The organism is Virgisporangium ochraceum (assembly GCF_016863655.1).
GTDB classification, from domain to species: Bacteria; Actinomycetota; Actinomycetes; order Mycobacteriales; family Micromonosporaceae; genus Virgisporangium; species Virgisporangium ochraceum.
The window spans coordinates 1-16,573 of the sequence record NZ_BOPH01000020.1 but is presented as its reverse complement, the minus strand read 5'-3'; the positions used below and the strand labels follow the sequence as shown (position 1 = coordinate 16,573).

Here is a 16,573-nt window from a genome sequence, read left to right as displayed (position 1 = left end):
CCAAACGGAAGGTGCCAACGGGGTGTCGGCCGGCGACACGGGCCCGACACCGGCCGGCGCGTAGACCGTCGGTCATGACTGACAGCATCATCGTCGACGGGCTGCGCAAGCGGTTCGGGTCGACCCTCGCCCTGGACGGGATGTCGTTCACGGTGCCGCCCGGGCGGGTCACCGGGTTCGTGGGCCCGAACGGGGCCGGCAAGTCGACCACCATGCGGGTGGTCCTCGGGCTCGACCGGGCCGACGCCGGCACCGCGCTGATCGGGAACCGGCCCTACCGGACGCTGGACCGTCCACTGTGTACGGTCGGCTCGCTGCTCGACGCCGGCGCGCTCCAGCCGTCGCGCACGGCGCGCAACCACCTGCTGTGGCTGGCCCACTCGCAGGGGCTGCCGGCCCGGCGCACCGACGAGGTGCTCGACCTCGTCGGCCTCGCGTCGGTGGCCCGCACGCGGGCGGGCGGGTTCTCGCTGGGCATGCGCCAGCGGCTGGGCATCGCCGCCGCGATGCTGGGCGACCCGTCCGTCGTGATGCTCGACGAGCCGTTCAACGGCATGGACCCCGAGGGCATCATCTGGATGCGCGGGTTCCTGCGGTCGCTGGCCGCCTCCGGGCGGGCGGTGCTGGTCTCCAGCCACCTCATGGGTGAGCTGCAGGGCATCGCCGACCACGTCGTGGTCGTCGGGCGGGGCCGGGTGATCGCCGACGCGGCGGTGGCCGACCTCCTGGCGTCGGTGGCGGGTGGTCGCGTGACGGTCCGCACCGCCGAGGGCAGGGCCGTGGCGGAGGCCGCGCCGGCGCTGCGGGACGCGGGTGCGCACGTCACGGTGACCGGAAACGACACGCTGCTGGTGGCCGGCCTTCCCGCCGAGAGGGTGGTGAACGCGCTCAACCGGGCGGGCGTGCCGTTCTCGGAGGTGTCGGCGCACCGGGCCACCCTCGAGGAGGCCTACCTCGAGCTGACGCGGGACGCCGTCGAGTACCAGGGGGTACCGCGGTGACGAGGCTTCTGCGTTCGGAGTGGACGAAGCTGCGCACCGTGCGCGGCTGGGTCGTCGCACTGGCACTGGCGTTCGTCGCGGTGGTGGGCCTCGGCCTGGCGTCCGGCCCGGGCGGGACCTGCGACGACAGTTGCGCCCTGCCGACCGGACCGGACGGCGGCGAGGTCACCGACCGGTTCACGTTCGCCCACCGCCCGCTGGCCGGCGACGGCTCGATCACGGCGCGGGTCGCGTCGTTCACCGGTCAGATCCCGACGCCCGAGGGTGAGCCCCGCCGGGAGCTGGTCGGCTGGGCCAAGGCCGGCCTGATCGTCAAGGACGGCACCCGGCAGGGCTCGACGTACGCGGCGGTGCTGCTGACCGGCGCGCACGGGGTCCGCGTGCAGCACGACTTCATCCACGACACGGCCGGACCGGCGGACACCCGCTGGCTGCGGCTGACCCGCGCCGGTGACACCGTCACCGGAGCCGCGTCGGCCGACGGCGTCCGGTGGACGACGGTCGCCACCGTGCGGCTGCCGGACCTACCGTCCACAGTGGAGGCCGGGCTGTTCGTCGCCTCGCCGCAGTTCTCGGAGACCACCCGTGACGGCATCGGACCCGCCGGCGCCTCGGGCAGCCCGAGCGAGGCCACCGCCACGTTCGACAGCATCACCACCGACGGCGCCTGGACCGGCACCGGGTGGACGGGCGAGGGCATCGGGTCGCGTGACGGGGGTCCCGCCGCACCGCCACCGCCGACCGTCGAGCGCGCCGGCGACGCGGTGACGCTCACGGGGTCCGGTGACATCGCCCCCGCCGTGGCCGGCGCCTCCGGCCTCGGCACCAGCCTGACCCAGACGCTCGTCGGCACGTTCCTCGGGCTCGTCTTCGTGCTCGTGGTCGCGACGATGTCGGTGACCGCCGAGTACCGGGCCGGCCTGATCCGAACGACGCTCGCGGCGAACCCGTCGCGCGGGCGGATCCTGGCCGCGAAGGCGACGGTGGTCGGCGCGGTGTCGTTCGTCGTGGGGGTGCTGGCCGCCGCGGTCGTGGTCACCGCCGGTCGGACGGTGCTGGAGGGCAACGGCGCGTACGTGAACGCGACGCCGACCGGCACGGTGCTGCGGCTGGTGTTCGGCACCGGCGCGCTGCTCGCGGTCGCCGCCGTCCTCGGGGTGGGGCTCGGCGCGCTCGTGCGGCGCGGCGCCGTCGCGGTGACCGCGGCCGTGGTGACCGTCGTGCTGCCGTACCTGCTCGCGGTGACCGTCCTGCCCGACGCGGCCGCCGACTGGCTGCTGCGGGTGACCCCGGCGGCCGCGTTCGCGGTGCAGCAGAGCGCCCACGAGTACGCCCAGGTCGACAACCTCTACGTCGTGGCGAGCGGCTACTTCCCGCTGCCGCCGTGGGGCGGCTTCGCGGTTCTGGCCGGCTGGGCGGCGCTCACGCTGGGGCTGGCGTGGTCGCGCCTGCGCGGGGCCGACGCGTGAACGCGGTCAACTGCGAGTGGACCAAGCTGCGCACGTCTCCCGGCACGGTCTGGCTGGCCCTCGCGGTGGTGGTGACGACGGCGGGCGTCAGCCTGCTCGCCGCGGTGGCGACCCGTTGCGCGGACGGCACGTGCGCGTTCGACCCGGCGAAGGTCAGCCTCACCGGGGTGGCGGTGGGGCAGGCGGTCGTCGCGGTCCTCGGCGTGCTCGCGGTCGGCACCGAGTACAGCAGCGGGACGATGCGGCTGACCCTCGCCGCCGTACCCCGCCGTACGCACGTGCTCGCCGCCAAGGCCGTGGTGCTGGCGGCGATCGTGGGCGCTGCCGCGGTCCCCTCGACGCTGTTGTCGTTGTGGGCCGGCCGCGCCTACCTGGACGACCCACCCGACCTGGGCTCGGGCGCGGTGCTGCGCGCGGCCGTGGGCTCGGTGCTGTACCTGGTGCTGGTCGCGCTGCTGAGCCTGGGCCTGGCGACCGTCACCCGGAACTCGGCGACCGCGATCGGCGCGGTGCTGGCGCTGCTCTACGTGGTGCCGATCCTCGCGACCGCCGTCCGGGACGCGGACCTGGAGAAGCACCTCAAGCAGCTGGGCCCGATGAACGCCGGCCTGGCGGTGCAGGCGACGCGCGGGCTCGACGAGCTACCCATCGGCCCCTGGAAGGGGCTGGGGGTCCTGTGCCTGTGGGCGGTGGGCGCCCTGGTGCTCGCCGCCGTGCTGCTCACGAGGCGGGACGCCTGAGGGCGTCAGAGGGAGCGGGTCACCGGCTGGCGGCTGCCGAGGCGGGCGGGGACCGCGGTCAGCGCCGCCACCGTCACCACCGTGGCGAGGACCACGGCGAGCAGCTGCCACGGCGGTGGGAGCGGGGCGCGGCCGCTGTCGGCGCCGGTGATGGTGTTGATCGCGGCGTACAGGGCGACCCCGCCGGGGAAGACGCCCAGCAGCGCGCCGACGAGGGCCGGCAGGATCTGGGCGGTAGCCAGCGCGGTGGTGACGTCGCGGGGGGTGGCGCCCAGGGCACGGGCCAGCGCCGAGGGGTGGCGGTTGTCGAGGACCGTGGCCCAGGCGATGACGACGGCGTTGACGGCGGCCAGGCACAGCAGCACAGCCATCCAGACGGCGAGCACCCGGCGCAGCGCGGCCACCTGGTCGGTGCCGTAGGCGCCGGTGCCGTCGAGGAACGCGTTCAGCGCCAGCACCACGACGACGCCGCTCACGGTCACCGCGACGCTGAGCACGGCCAGGACCGTCCGGCGGGGACGGCGCGCGGCGACCCGCAGCGCCAACAGCAGCGGGACCGGCAGCCGGCGCGACACCGCGATCAGCCAGCCGGCGCGGCGGGGTGGACGGGCCGCGTCGGCCAGGGCGGCGACGGTGCTGGAGCGGGCCGCGCGCAGCGCCGGAACGGCCGCCGCGAGCACCGCCACCCCCACGGCGACGGCGGTCACCGGCCCGACCGTCGACGCGGTGAGCGACGGGGTGCCGGCGCTGCCGACGAGCCCCGCGGTGGGACCGGTGAGCAGGGGAGCGGTCAGGGCGCCCAGAACCAGGCCACCCGCGGCCGCGACGAGGGCCACCAGGACGTACCCGGTCAGCAGCACGACCGCCACCAGGCCGGGTGTGGCGCCCACCGCCTTCAGCAGCCCGACGCGGCGGGTCCTGTCGGCCATCCGGCCGCCGACGAGCACCGAGAGGCTCGCGACCGCGAGCAGACCGAGGAGCCAGGCACCGATCAGCAGCAGGATCTGGGAGTCGCGGGCCAGGTCGGTGGCGTCGTCGCGGATCGCCTGCCAGGGCTGCGTCAGGGGGCCGTGCGCGGCGGCGAACGCCGGTGCGGCCGAGGGGTCGGCCAGCCTGAGGTTCAGCACGTAGGCGGGCCGGTCGCCGGCGAGGTCGAGCGCGTCGCCGCGGGTGAGCCAGACCAGGCCGGGGTTCTCCAGCACACCGGCGGGCACGCCGGCGCCGGGCTCGCCGTTCACGCACGGGAAGACGCACGACGACTTCGGGTACGGCGGCATCGCGGCGGTGACGGCGGTGCCGACCACCGTGAAGGGGCGGCCGTCTAGGGTCACCGTGCCGCCAACGCCCACGTCGAACGCGGCCGCGAACGCCGCCTCGAGCACGACGCCGCCGTCGCCGACCCAGGTGCCGTCGACGACGCGGGGCCGGTCGACCGACGCGGTGGCGTCGCGGCCCACGGCCTGCGCGTCGGAGGTGCGTCCACCGGCGGCCAGCTCCACCGCGGCCACCGGGAACGGTCCACTGTGGTCGGTCACGCCGGGCTCGTCGGCCAGGGCCGCGAGGTCGTCGGGCTGGCGTCCGGTGGCGACCACGTCGGGACCGTCGGTCGCCACGCGGGTGCTCTCGTAGGGGTCGCTGGCCGCGTCACGCAGCACGAGCCCGAGCGTGAGCGTCGTGGTGGCCGCGAGGATCGCGAGCAGCAGGAGCACGGTCTCGGTGCGCCGCCGGCCGAGGTCGCGCACCGCGAGCCGGCCGACGAGCAGGAGCCGGCCCATCAGTCGTCCCAGCCGACGAGGGCGCCGAGCTGTCCCGTGGTGCCGCCGGTCAGCCGGGTCTCGTCGACGAACGCGCCGTCGCGCATCGAGACGAGCCGGTCGGCGGTGGCGGCGATCCGCGCGTCGTGGGTGACGATCACCAGCGTCTGCCCCTGCCGGTGCAGCTCCTCGAAGAGCCGCAGGACGTCGAGGGTCGCGGCGCTGTCGAGGTTGCCGGTCGGCTCGTCGGCGAGCACGACGGCGGGCTCGTTGCTCAGCGCCCGGGCGACCGCGACCCGCTGCCGTTGACCACCCGACAGCGCCGACGGCAGGAACCGCGCGCGGTCGGCCAGCCCCACCCGGTCCAGCAGCTCCTCGGCGCGACGGCGCGCGGCGCGCGGCGAGCGACCGGCCAGCAGCGCCGACAGCTCGACGTTCTCCACGGCGGTCAGCTCCTCCATGAGGTGGAAGGACTGGAACACGAAGCCGACCTCGGTGCGGCGCATCCGGGCCAGCGCCCGCTCGGAGAGGGTGTCGACGCGCCGGCCGCCGAGCCACACCTCGCCGTCGGTGGGGCGGTCGAGCCCACCGAGCAGGTGCAGCAGCGTGGACTTGCCGCAACCGCTCGGTCCCATCACGGCGACCGTCTCGCCGGCGGCGACCTCGAGGTCGACGTCGTCGACCGCGCGGACCAGGCTGTCGCCAGAGCCGTGGGTCCTGCGCAGCCCGCGGGTCCGGACAACGGCGGTCACCGGCTGCTCCAGGTGCGCTCGCAGGCCTCCAGCCAGCGCAGGTCGGCCTGCAGCCGCAGCACGATGCCCTCGAGCAGCAGCGCCGCCGCCGACCGGGGTGGCTCGGCCAGGGCGGCGCGCTGCGCGTCACGCAGCCGGCGCAGCAGCTCGCGGCGCTGGGTGTCGACGATCGTCAGCGGGTCGGCCAGGCCGGCCGCCGCGGCCGCGACGAGCTTGAGGTGGAACTCGGCCAGGTCGGGCCGGGGCCACTCCACCTCGGCGACCCACGCGGCGACCCGCTGGTGGCCGGCGGCCGTGAGCGTGTAGACCTTGCTCTCGGCGGTCTTCTCGGCCGCCAGCAGGCCGGCCTTCTCCAGCCGCGTCAGCGTGACGTACACCTGCCCGTCGTTCATCGCGTCGCCCAGCGGGCCCAGCGCGTCGCGCAGCCGCGCCCGCAGCTGGTAGCCGTGCGTCGGCTCCTTGGCCAGCATCGCCAGCAGCACTTCCTGCCGCATGGGGTCCTCCCTAACCGTTAGCCATAGCCTCTAACCGTTAGCCCCCGGATGTCAAGGCCGGCGATTGACCGGCGTGACCGGCCCGGCGAGACTGGTCCCGGTGGTACTAAGCGGTACCGGGACGGAGCGCGACCGATGATCGGACCCGGCACGACGGTGCGGTGGTTGAACAGGCACGGCCTGGTGCGGATCGGGATCCGGGCGGCGGCCCGGCGCGGTGACGAGCAGGCCGCCTACCTGCTCGACCCCGCGCGCCGGGCCGACCACTACGCCTACTACCGGAGCGTCCGCGACCGCGGCGCGATCGTGACCGGCGGCTTCGCGCTCAGCACCGCGCGGCACGACGTCGCGACCGCGGTGCTGCGCAGCGACGCGTTCGGCGTGGGCCTGCACTCCCGGCCGGTTCCCGCGCCGGTGTCCGTGCTGCGCCGGATCGGGCAGTGGCGCCGGCCGATCGGACCGGTCGACCCGCCGTCGATGCTCGTCGTCGACCCGCCGGAGCACACCCGCTACCGCCGCCTGGTGTCGAAGGTCTTCACGCCGCGGGCCATCGAGGCGCTGCGGCCGCGCGTCGCCGAGGTGTGCGACGACCTGCTGGACCGCATGGCGGGCAGCGCCGACGTGGACCTCGTCGCCGGATACGCGGGCCTGGTGCCGGTCACGGTGATCGCCGAGATCCTCGGTGTGCCGGTCGCGATGCGCGAGCAGTTCCTGCGCTGGGGCGCCGCCGCCGCGCCCACCCTCGACATCGGCCTGCCGTTGCGCCGGTACGCGGCCACCGAGGTCGCCATCCGGCGCGGCAACGAGTGGATGCGCGGGCACCTGCGGCGGCTGCGCGCGTCGCCGGGCGACGACCTCCTGAGCCGCCTGGTGCACGTCGAGGACGGGCAGGCCCGGCTCACCGACGACGAGCTGGTCGCCACCGCCGGACTGTTGCTCGCCGCCGGGTTCGAGACCACGGTCAACCTCATCGGGACCGGGAGCGCGCTGCTGATGGCGCACCCGGACCAACGCGCGTCCCTCGATGACGATCCGGCCCGGTGGCGCAACGCGGTCGAGGAGGTGCTGCGGTACGACTCGCCGGTGCAGAACACCGGCCGGATCTGCCGCACGGAGACCGAGATCGCCGGCCGGCGCATCCGGCCGTACCAGGTGATGTCGGTGCTGATCGGCGGCGCCAACCGCGACCCGGCAGTCTTCGACGACCCGGACCGCTTCGACGTGACCCGCGCCAACGCGCGCGAGCACCTGGCGTTCTCCGGCGGCGTGCACTACTGCCTGGGCGCGGCCCTGGCCCGGCTGGAGGGCGAGGTCGCGCTGCGGGCGCTCTTCACCCGCTACCCGGACCTGGCCCCGGCCGGCGAGCCGCGCCGGCGGGGAACGCGCATCCTGCGCGGGTACGAGTCGCTCCCGGTGAGGCTGACCGCCGCGGTGGCCTGACCGCGCCGGACTGTCCACAGTGGATCGTCGAGCCGGCCGGCAGCTAGCCGACCAGCTTCCAGCCCCGCCGCCGCCACCGGACCCGTTCAGCACGGTCCGTCGTGGCCAGCGGGGTCACCGACGGCTGGGCCGTCTCCGACCGGGGATCCTTGCTGGGCAGGTGGTTGAGCAGTTGCTGGGCGCGGTCGTCGGCGGCCCGGGTCACCAGGTGCTGCGCGATGCCGAACAGGAGCGCGTAGGCCAGGATCTGCGGCTGGTTGTCCAGTTCGGACAGGCCCGGGACGAACCCGCCCGACAGCAGCAGCATCCCGATGACCGCGCTCAGCGCGCCCGACGGAACCTTCAGCACGGCCAACGACTTCGCGACGCAGTAGGGCGTGGACGAGCCGCGCAGCCGGCGGACCGCCACGAGCGCGCCGAGCACGCCGCCGACCGCGCCGAGGCCGGCGATGATGAGGATGTCGCCGGACGAGGGCCGCTGCCCGCCGCCGCTCGGGCACACGGTGTGCACCTGCTGCACCGGCCGCAGGTCGGTCGCGGCGGTGGTGACGCCGGGCTCGAAGCAGAACGGGATGGCGTCCGGCCAGAGGAACACCGTGCCGACGAGGACGGCGGTGAACACCGCGATGGCCGCCGCCGTCACCAGGATGATGTTGCGGAAGTCGCGCAGGCGCACGTACTCCTCGTCGGCCGCGTCGTAGGAGGTCTCCATGAGCTGCTTGACGACCGCGCGCCGGGCCTGGCCCCGCGCCGTGCGCAGCAGCGCCTCGGCCTCCACCCGGCGCGGGTCGTTGCGGTCGAGCGTCGCGGCGACGCGGGCGGTGACGTCGGGCAGCAGCGCCTCCACCTCGGCGGCCGGCAGCAGATCGACGAGGAACACCTTGGCGGCGTGGAGGTGCATGAACGCGGCCTCGACCGACGTGCCCCGCCACTTGTCGCGCCACGAGCGCCGCTTCGGCCTGCGCGTGCACCGGGACGCCTCGCGGGCCCGGTCGAGGTGGTACTCGACCGCGGCGCGGGCCGCCCGGTCGGCGGAGGACGACGGCTCGGGCGCGGCCGCGTCGAGGCGGTGCCCGATCCGGTCGGCCTCGACCGAGGCGTGCACGGCCCAGGGTTCGGGCCAGGGAGGTGGCTGTTGGCTCATCGGGTGCTCCAGAGGTCGGTCCGCTGTGGGTCTGGAGCCCCGGGGACGGGCCGTTCGGCGCCCCGCGTCGCCGATCCGACAGATCTCCTCAGGAGCGCGGCGGGACGGTCGACTGGTCGGGTGAGGAACGTCACCGGAGCGTAGGGATCGCCGGCATGCTGGTAGAGGGCGCCGTGGAGCTCCCGGCGGTGCCCCGGGCCCAGCTGCTCTACAGCAGCGACCGCACCCGGGTCCGGCGGATCTGGCCGGCCGGCTCCGACGTCAGCGTGATCTGCAAGGAGCCGCTCGGGCCGGGCGCGTCGGTGCGGGCGCACGCCGAACGCGCGGTGCTGGAGCGGCTGGCGGGGGTTCCCGGGGTCGCCGAGCTCGCCGGGGTCACCATGCCCGGCGCCGTCGTGCTGCGTGACGTCGACGGCGTGCGGCTCGACGAGGCCATGCTCTCCGAACCGTTCGACCCCGTCGAGGTGACCCGCATCGGCCTGGCCCTGGCCACCACGCTGGCCGGCGTTCACCACCGAAGCGTCGTGCACCGCGACCTCAGCCCGGCCAACATCCTGCTCGCGGCGGCCGACGGGGTCCGCACGCCGGTGCTCATCGACTTCGACCAGGCCGTGCCGATCACCGAGGGCCGCCCGGCGGCCGGGCCCGCCGGCCCCGACGACGTGGTCGGCACGCCGTTCTACCTCGCGCCGGAGCAGACCGGGCGCACCGGGCTGCCGGTCGACGAGCGGGTGGACCTGTACGCGCTGGGCGCCGTGCTGTACCAGCTCGTCAGCGGACGCCCACCGGTCGACACGGGCGACGAGCTGACCCGGTTGCACGACGTCATCGTCACCGTGCCGACGCCGCTGGTGGAGGTGTGCCCGACGGTGCCGGTGGGGCTGTCGGACATCGTCGCCCGGCTGCTGGAGAAGGAGCCGGCCCGCCGCTACCAGAGCGCCGACGGGCTCGTGCGCGACCTCGCCGCGGTGCTCGCGGCACCGGACCGGCCGCTGCGGCTGGGGGAGTGGGACTTCCCGCAGCGGCTGCGGGCGCCGTCTCGCCCGGTCGGCCGCACCGGCGAGCTGGCCGCGCTGCGGGCCGCCGTGACCGCGGCGGTCGAGGGGACGTTCCACGGCGTGTTCGTGGTCGGTGCCGCCGGCGCCGGCAAGACGGCGTTGACCGACGAGCTGCGGCCCGACGTCGCCGAACGGCACGGCTGGTACGTCAGCGCGTCGTGCGCCGGCGCCGGGAGCACGGCACCGGCGGTCGTCGTCGCCCTCTCCGACGTGGCGCGGCACCTGCTGGCCGAGCCGGAACCGGTGCTGCTGGCCGCCCGCGACCGGATCAGGCGGGCACTCGGCGCCAACGCGCTGCTGCTGGCCGCCGCCGTCCCCGACTTCGCGGTGCTGCTCGACGAGCCGGCCGGCGCCGGACCGGAACCGACCGGCGGCGCCGACCCGGTGCGGCTGTGCCGGGCGGTGCGTGACGCGCTGAGCGCCGCCGTCACCCCGGAGCGGCCGATCGTGGTGGTGCTCGACGACCTGCACCGGGCCGGTCCGGTGACGCTCGGCGCGCTCGACGCGCTGCTGTCGGACCCCGGTCCGCGTGGCCTGCTCGTGGTCGGCGCGTACCGGCCGGCCGAGGTGCCGACCGAGCTGGAGGCGGCACTGGCCCGGTGGGAGCGCTCCGGGGTGACCGCGCCCTCGGTTCCGGTGGGCGTGCTGCCCGCGGCCGACCTCACCGCGATGCTCGCCGAGATGCTGCGGCTGCCGGGTGACGTCGTGGAGCCGTTCGCGCGCACCGTCGCCGCCCGCACCGACGGCAACCCGCAGGCCACCGTCGACCTCGTCAACGCGTTGCGGCGGGAGGGCGGGCTGGTGCTCGGCGGGTCCGGCTGGCGGTGGGACGAGGCGTTCATCCGCCGGACGGCCCGCACCCACGACACCGCGCAGGTGGCGTCGCGGCTGGCCGCGGTTTCATGGCGGTGCCGACGGCTCCTGCGGATCGCCGCGATGATCAACGTGGAGTGCCGCCTCGACGCGCTCGCCATCGCCGCGGCCCTGCCGGCGGCCACCGTGCGCGACCGGCTGTGGCCGGCCATCGAGGACGGGCTCGTCACCCTCGAACCGGACCCGGCCGGACGGCCCGAGACCGTGCGCTTCCCGGACGAACGGGTGCGGCTGGCGCTCGTGGAGGGCGTTTCCGCGTCCCGGAGACCGCCGCTGCACCTGCGCGCCGCCCGGCGCCTGCGGACGGCCGTCACCGACGCCCCGACCGACGGGACGGCGCGTGACCCGCGCGCGGCCGCGACCGACGCGGACGCCGGCGGGCTCACCGAGGCGGCCGCGTGCCAGTACCTCGCCGCCGCCGGTCACCCCCTCGGTGACGACGAATGGCGACCCGTGGTCGCGGTCCACATCACGGCGGCCGTCGCCGCCCGGCGGCGCGGCAACCTCGCCGCGGCCGAACGGTTCCTGACCGCGGCGGCGCAGCTGTGGCGGACGCCGACGCACGGCACCTGCGCCGGCGCCGACGCCGACTGGCGGGCACTGTCGGTGGACCTGCACCGCACGCTGTACGGCCTCGGCCGGCTCGAGGCGGCCGACGACGTGTTCGCCGACCTCGCCGGCCGCGCGGCCGACCCGCTGCACCTCGTCGACGCGGCGTGCGTGCAGATCAGCAGCCTCGGCCAGCGCAACCGCCACGGCGACGCCGTGGACCTCGCGGTCGACCTGCTGACCCGCCTCGGCCACGACGTGCCCGGACCGGAGTTCGCCGCCGAGGTGCCCGGCCGGCTGCCGGAGCTGTCCCTGTGGGCCGCCGACCTCGACCTGGCCGCCGACCTCGCCCGGCCCGAGGTGACCGACCCGTGGTGCCGCGCCACCGGGCGGCTGTTCGACCGGATGCTCGCCGCGGCGTTCATGGTCGGCTCGCGCTGGCTCCTCGCCTGGGTGGTGCTGGAGAGCCGGCGGCTGTGGGTGCGGTACGGCCCGGCGCCCGACCTCGCCGCGAACCTCGGCTGCGCCGGGCTCGTGGTCGCCGGGGTCACCGGCGACCACCGGATCGGCTACCTCATCGGGCGGCACGTGCTCGCGGTCGCGGAGGACCGCGGGTGGGAGCCGGAGACGTCGGTGCTGCGGCACCGGTTCTCGCTGCACCTGATGCCGTGGGCGGAGCCGCTGGAGAACGCGATCAGCCACGCGCGGCTCGCGCACACCGGGCTGACCCAGGCCGGCGACCTCCAGATGGCCGCGCACACCGGCCTGGTGCGGCTGGCGGCGCAGCTCGACTGTGGACAGTCGCTGGAGACCTACGTCGACGAGATCGCCACGGTGCTGGCGTTCGCCGAACGCACCGCGAACGAGCACAGCGTCGAGGTGGCGCTCGGCCACCGCCAGCTGGCCCGGTGCCTGCGCGGGGAGACGGCCGCGCCGGGAAGCTTCGACGACGACTCCTTCTCCGAGGAGCGGTACCTGGAGGCCGTGGCCGCGAGCCCGATCGCCGCGGCGACCTACCACGTGCTGCGGTCGGTGGCCGCGGCCGTGTTCGACGACCGGGACCTGCTCGACCGGCACACCGCCCGCGCGATGGAGCTGGTCGCGTTCCTGCCCGGATACCCGACGGCGGTCGCGCGGGTGCTGCGGGCCCTGGCCCTCGCCGGCTCGGCCGACTGCGAGAGCCTGCGCACCTGGATCGCCGCCCGGGTGGCGGACACGCCGGTGAACCTGCGGCACCTGCTGCTGCTCATCGACGCCGAACGTGCCGCCGCGGCCGGCGACGTCGGTGCCGCGGCCGCCGCGTTCGACGCCGCCCGCGACGAGGCGGACCTGCGCGACCGGCCCTGGCACCGGGCCCTCGTCGCCGACCGGGCGGCGGCGTTCTACACCGCGCGTGGCTGGCACCGGTCGGCCCGGCTCGCCGCCGCCGACGCCGCGCACACCTACGCGTCGTGGGGCGCCACCGGGCTCGGTCGGCCGGTCGGGCGTCCCGTGACGCAGACGCGCCGCGCGGAGACCGCGCGGGAGGACGCCGACCGCATCGACACGCTCGCGATCCTGCGCGCCTCGCAGGCGCTGAGCTCGCAGACCAGCCTCAGCCGCCTACGCGCCACGATCGTCGACCAGCTGACCGCGCTGACCGGCGCCACCGACGTGCTCCTCGTGCTGCACGACGACGACCGCGACGGCTGGTTCGTGCTCACCTCCGACAGCGGCGACCGCATCCCGGTCGAGGAGGCCGGGGCGCGCGGCGAGGTGCCGGTGACCGCGTTCAGGTTCGTGTCGCGCACCGGCACCACGCTCGTCAGCCCCGACGCCGCCCACGACGACCGGTTCGCCGCCGACCCGTACGTCGCCGCACGAGGGCACTGCTCGCTGCTCGCGGTCGCGATCAGGCACCAGGGGACCATGCGGGCGGTGCTCATGCTGGTCAACGACCGCAGCCGGCACATGTTCACCAGCCAGCGGATGGACGCGGTACAGCTGATCGCCGGCCAGCTGGCCGTGTCGCTGACCAACGCGCTGCTGTACGCGTCGCTGGAGGCGCGGGTCAACGAGCGGACCGTCGCGCTGGCCGCGGCGAACCGGCAGCTGGAACAGATGAGCCGCACCGACGAGCTGACCCAGCTCGCCAACCGGCGCCGCTTCGACCAGGTGCTCGCGTCGGAGTGGGAGCGGGCCCTGTCCCGGGGAGGCCCGCTCGGGGTGCTGCTGCTCGACGTCGACTCGTTCAAGCGCTACAACGACCACTACGGACACGTCGCCGGCGACGACTGCCTGCGCCGGGTGGCCGCCGCCCTGGCCGACTGCGTGCGCGGCACCGACCTGGTGTGCCGGTACGGCGGCGAGGAGTTCGCGGTGATCCTGCCCGGCGCCGGCGTGGAGGTGCTGCACCGGGTCGGCGAACGGTTCCGCGCCGCGGTGTCGACGTTGGGCATCCCGCACGTGGAGAGCGGAGCTGGGCACGTCACGGTCAGCGTCGGCGCCGCGTCGACGGTACCGGCCCCTCCGTCCACAGTGGACGAACTGGTCGCGCGCGCCGACGGCGCCCTGTACGAGGCGAAGCGCTCCGGCCGCGACCAGGTCCGCGTCGCGCCCTAGTGTCCCGGGTCGCGATCAACAGACACCCGGACCCCCCGCGAGACAGAGCGTCCGAACGTGCCTCCACGGCGCTCACGACGTCGCCCATCGCCGCCGATCTTGCAGTTGTGGCCTCCCTCAAAGCATGACATTTCGGCAAATAGAGGCGGCCACAAGTGCAAGATCGGCGCAGACCTCGACCACGGCGCGACCGCGAGCGGCGCGACCTCCGGCCGTGGTCCGGCGGCCAGCGGGTAGCCGAGGTCGTCCTCGGTGAGGAGCTCGGGCCGCAGTTCGGTGCACAGGCCGCGGCCGTCGCAGGCGGTCCAGTCGATGTGGAGTCTGGTCATCCGCGCTCCTCGACGCAGCGGCCCGCCAGGTGGGCCTCGACGGGCGCGTCGGTCGCTGTCGAGTGGGCGTGCGCGACCTCACCTGTGCGTGCGCGACCTCACCGGTACGTGCGCGACCGCCTCCGGTAGTCGTCGAGGTCGCTGACGCCGGCCGCCGGCGGGCCGTCGAGCCGCATGGTGCGCAGCGTGTCCGGTAGCGGTAGCGGCTCCAGCCGGCGCAGGAGGATGCCTTCGCGCAGGGCCCACGGGCAGACCTCGACCACGTCGACCCGGAACGTCTTCATCGCGGTCTCCGCGACCACGGCGCCCGCGAGCAGGTGCCTGGCCCGGGCCGCGCGCACGCCCGGAAGCTTGGCCCGCTCGTCGGGGGTCATCGCCGCCAGGCGGGGGATCCAGGCGTGCAGGTCGTGGCGGTGCAGCAGCCGGGTGCCCGGCGTGGTACCCGGGCGGCCCGCGAAGCGGGACAGCTGCTTGAACGTCTTCGACGTCGCCACCACGGTGCCGGGGGAGGCCGTCCGCCGCATCGGGGCGAGCACGGCGCGCACGTGTGCGCGCAGGCGCTTGACGTGGCGCCGGCGGGCGGGGTGCTCGGGCAGGTGGCTCCGGGTCAGCCGGCCGGCGCCCAGGGGCAGCGACACCGCGAGCGTCGGGTCCTCGTCGCGGCCCCGCGCGATCTCCATCGACCCGCCGCCGATGTCGAGCAGCGACAGCGGACCGGTCGACCAGCCGTACCACCGGTGCACGGCGAAGTAGGTCAGCCGGGCCTCCTCCTCGCCGCTGAGGAAGCCGACCTCGAGGCCGGTCCGGGCGCGCAGCACCCCCAGGATCTCGTCGCGGTTCGTGGCGTCGCGCACGGCCGAGGTCACGTACGGGATCAGTTCGTCGACGCGCTGGGCGCGCGCCGCGGCGACGGTCGCCTCGACGGCGCCGACGAGCCGCCGGATCCCGGACGCGCTGACCGTACCGTCGGCGCCGATCGCGTCGGCGAGCCCGGTGGGCGCCTTCTGGCGGAAGACGGGCACCGGCGCCGCCCCGGTGCCCGCGTCGACGACGCGCAGGTTCGCCGCGTTCGAGCCGATGTCGAGTACACCCGTCCGCATGCGCGCGTGCTACCCCGATCCGCCATTCTCACACCTCACTCCGGCCTCAACGGGGCCGGTTCGCGCGGGCGGCCACCGTGGACACGAGCTTCGCGGCGACCACGGACAGGTCCGAACCGACGGCGTCCGCGGCCTCGCGCAGCACCTCGGGCGCCTGCCGCTGACGGCGAGCCGGCACCACCACGGCCAGCGCCGTTCGCGGGTCAGCTCGGGTGCTGGTGACGATGCCGGCCGTCACCTGCCGCAGCAGCCCCGCGGTCTCCACCACGCCCATGTAATCGGCTCCCATCGCCGGACACGCCCCTTCCCCCGTCATGGCAGCGGCCCCGCCCGCTACCCCGCGGCGCCACCGTCAACCGTGAGCCGGGCCGCCGGCAACCGGACGGGTAGTAGCGGCAGGTTCACCCACGGGAAGGGTGTCGAGAGGGCAAAATCACCCGCGTGTTTGGCGCCGCTGGAGATCGGGAAGCGACGGAAGCCGGAGTCACCGCGAACGAAGGCATCAGGGGGTCTGCTGTGAGGGTGTGGCCGGGGTCGGCGTATCCGCTGGGTGCGACGTACGACGGGGGCGGCACGAACTTCGCGCTGTTCTCGGAGGTCGCCGAGCGGGTGGAGCTGTGCCTGTTCGACGCGGCGGGTACGGAGACCAGGATCGACCTGCCCGAGCGCGAGGCGCTCGTGTGGCACGGCTACCTGCCGCGGATCGGGCCCGGCCAGCGCTACGGGTACCGGGTGCACGGGCCGTACGACCCGGCGGCGGGGCTGCGCTGCAACCCGAACAAGCTTCTCCTCGACCCGTACGCCAAGGCCATCGACGGCCGGTTCGAGTGGAACGAGGCGCTGTTCTCGCACCGGTTCGACGACCCGGACTCGTACAACGACGCCGACTCGGCGCCGTACACCGCCCGGTCGGTCGTCATCAGCCCGCACTTCGACTGGGCCAACGACACGCCGCTGCGGATCCCGTTCCACCAGACGGTCATCTACGAGGCCCACGTCAAGGGCATGACGATCAACCACCCGCGCATTCCCGAGGACGTCCGGGGCACGTACTCCGGCCTCGCGCACCCGGTGATGATCGAGTACCTGAAGAAGCTCGGGGTGACGGCCGTCGAGCTGATGCCGGTGCACCAGTTCGTCCAGGAGGGTGGCCTCACCGACAAGGGCCTGTCGAACTACTGGGGCTACAACACCATCGGCTTCTTCGCCCCGCACAACGAGTACGCCTCGTTCCAGGAGTCCGGCGGCCAGGTGCAGGAGTTCAAGGCC

Annotated in this window: 12 protein-coding genes and 1 pseudogene; 6 read left to right on the top strand and 7 right to left on the bottom strand. The window is 75.1% G+C overall.

Features of this window, described 5'->3' with window-relative positions; genetic code table 11:
- Positions 1 to 74: 74 nt before the first annotated feature.
- Genes Voc01_RS07690 through Voc01_RS07680 form a run of 3 tightly spaced genes read left to right on the top strand, consistent with a single transcriptional unit; the run spans position 75 to position 3,210 of the window.
- A complete protein-coding gene (locus Voc01_RS07690; protein ID WP_203926588.1) occupies positions 75 to 1,001 on the top strand; it encodes an ATP-binding cassette domain-containing protein in 927 nt (308 codons plus the stop codon).
- Positions 998 to 2,470, top strand: coding sequence for a DUF1349 domain-containing protein (locus Voc01_RS07685; RefSeq protein ID WP_239160029.1), 1,473 nt, complete (start codon positions 998 to 1,000; stop codon positions 2,468 to 2,470). Before Voc01_RS07690 ends, Voc01_RS07685 begins: the two co-directional genes overlap by 4 nt.
- The gene (locus Voc01_RS07680) at positions 2,467 to 3,210 is read left to right on the top strand and encodes an ABC transporter permease subunit (protein ID WP_203926587.1); all 744 of its coding nucleotides are present in this window, start codon (positions 2,467 to 2,469) and stop codon (positions 3,208 to 3,210) included. The genes Voc01_RS07685 and Voc01_RS07680 overlap by 4 nt, the downstream gene beginning before the upstream one ends.
- A gap of 5 nt (positions 3,211 to 3,215) precedes the next feature.
- Here the strand turns inward: Voc01_RS07680 and Voc01_RS07675 are convergent, their stop codons facing one another.
- From Voc01_RS07675 to Voc01_RS07665, 3 genes are read right to left on the bottom strand one after another with little or no spacing between them, the layout of a single operon-like run.
- Positions 3,216 to 4,985: an FtsX-like permease family protein gene (locus Voc01_RS07675; protein ID WP_203926586.1), complete on the bottom strand. Its 1,770-nt coding sequence runs from the start codon at positions 4,983 to 4,985 to the stop codon at positions 3,216 to 3,218.
- Complete coding sequence (locus Voc01_RS07670; protein WP_203926585.1) at positions 4,985 to 5,716, bottom strand: ABC transporter ATP-binding protein; 732 nt, start codon at positions 5,714 to 5,716, stop codon at positions 4,985 to 4,987. Before Voc01_RS07670 ends, Voc01_RS07675 begins: the two co-directional genes overlap by 1 nt.
- Positions 5,713 to 6,210, bottom strand: coding sequence for a PadR family transcriptional regulator (locus tag Voc01_RS07665; protein ID WP_203926584.1), 498 nt, complete (start codon positions 6,208 to 6,210; stop codon positions 5,713 to 5,715). The genes Voc01_RS07670 and Voc01_RS07665 overlap by 4 nt, the downstream gene beginning before the upstream one ends.
- Positions 6,211 to 6,345: 135 nt before the next feature.
- Here Voc01_RS07665 and Voc01_RS07660 point away from each other — a divergent pair, with 135 nt between their 5' ends.
- On the top strand, positions 6,346 to 7,650 hold the full coding sequence (locus Voc01_RS07660; protein WP_203926583.1) for a cytochrome P450: 1,305 nt from the start codon (positions 6,346 to 6,348) through the stop codon (positions 7,648 to 7,650).
- A 43-nt stretch (positions 7,651 to 7,693) separates the two neighbouring features.
- Here the strand turns inward: Voc01_RS07660 and Voc01_RS07655 are convergent, their stop codons facing one another.
- Entirely contained in the window at positions 7,694 to 8,794 is a 1,101-nt protein-coding gene (locus tag Voc01_RS07655) for a hypothetical protein (protein WP_203926582.1), read from the bottom strand.
- A gap of 155 nt (positions 8,795 to 8,949) precedes the next feature.
- Here Voc01_RS07655 and Voc01_RS07650 point away from each other — a divergent pair, with 155 nt between their 5' ends.
- The gene (locus tag Voc01_RS07650) at positions 8,950 to 13,875 is read left to right on the top strand and encodes a diguanylate cyclase domain-containing protein (protein ID WP_203926581.1); all 4,926 of its coding nucleotides are present in this window, start codon (positions 8,950 to 8,952) and stop codon (positions 13,873 to 13,875) included.
- Here the strand turns inward: Voc01_RS07650 and Voc01_RS54595 are convergent.
- From Voc01_RS54595 to Voc01_RS07640, 3 genes are all read right to left on the bottom strand, one after another.
- Positions 13,872 to 14,204 carry a ferredoxin gene (locus Voc01_RS54595; protein ID WP_373873798.1) on the bottom strand — a complete coding sequence of 111 codons (333 nt, stop codon included), beginning with the start codon at positions 14,202 to 14,204 and terminating at the stop codon, positions 13,872 to 13,874. The genes Voc01_RS07650 and Voc01_RS54595 overlap by 4 nt on opposite strands.
- A 98-nt stretch (positions 14,205 to 14,302) precedes the next feature.
- On the bottom strand, positions 14,303 to 15,304 hold the full coding sequence (locus tag Voc01_RS07645; protein WP_203926580.1) for a Ppx/GppA phosphatase family protein: 1,002 nt from the start codon (positions 15,302 to 15,304) through the stop codon (positions 14,303 to 14,305).
- A gap of 46 nt (positions 15,305 to 15,350) precedes the next feature.
- Complete coding sequence (locus tag Voc01_RS07640) at positions 15,351 to 15,593, bottom strand: hypothetical protein (RefSeq protein WP_203926579.1); 243 nt, start codon at positions 15,591 to 15,593, stop codon at positions 15,351 to 15,353.
- A 227-nt stretch (positions 15,594 to 15,820) separates the two neighbouring features.
- Between Voc01_RS07640 and Voc01_RS07635 the strand changes: the two are divergent.
- Positions 15,821 to 16,573, top strand: a pseudogene (locus Voc01_RS07635) (glycogen debranching enzyme); the annotation flags it as partial.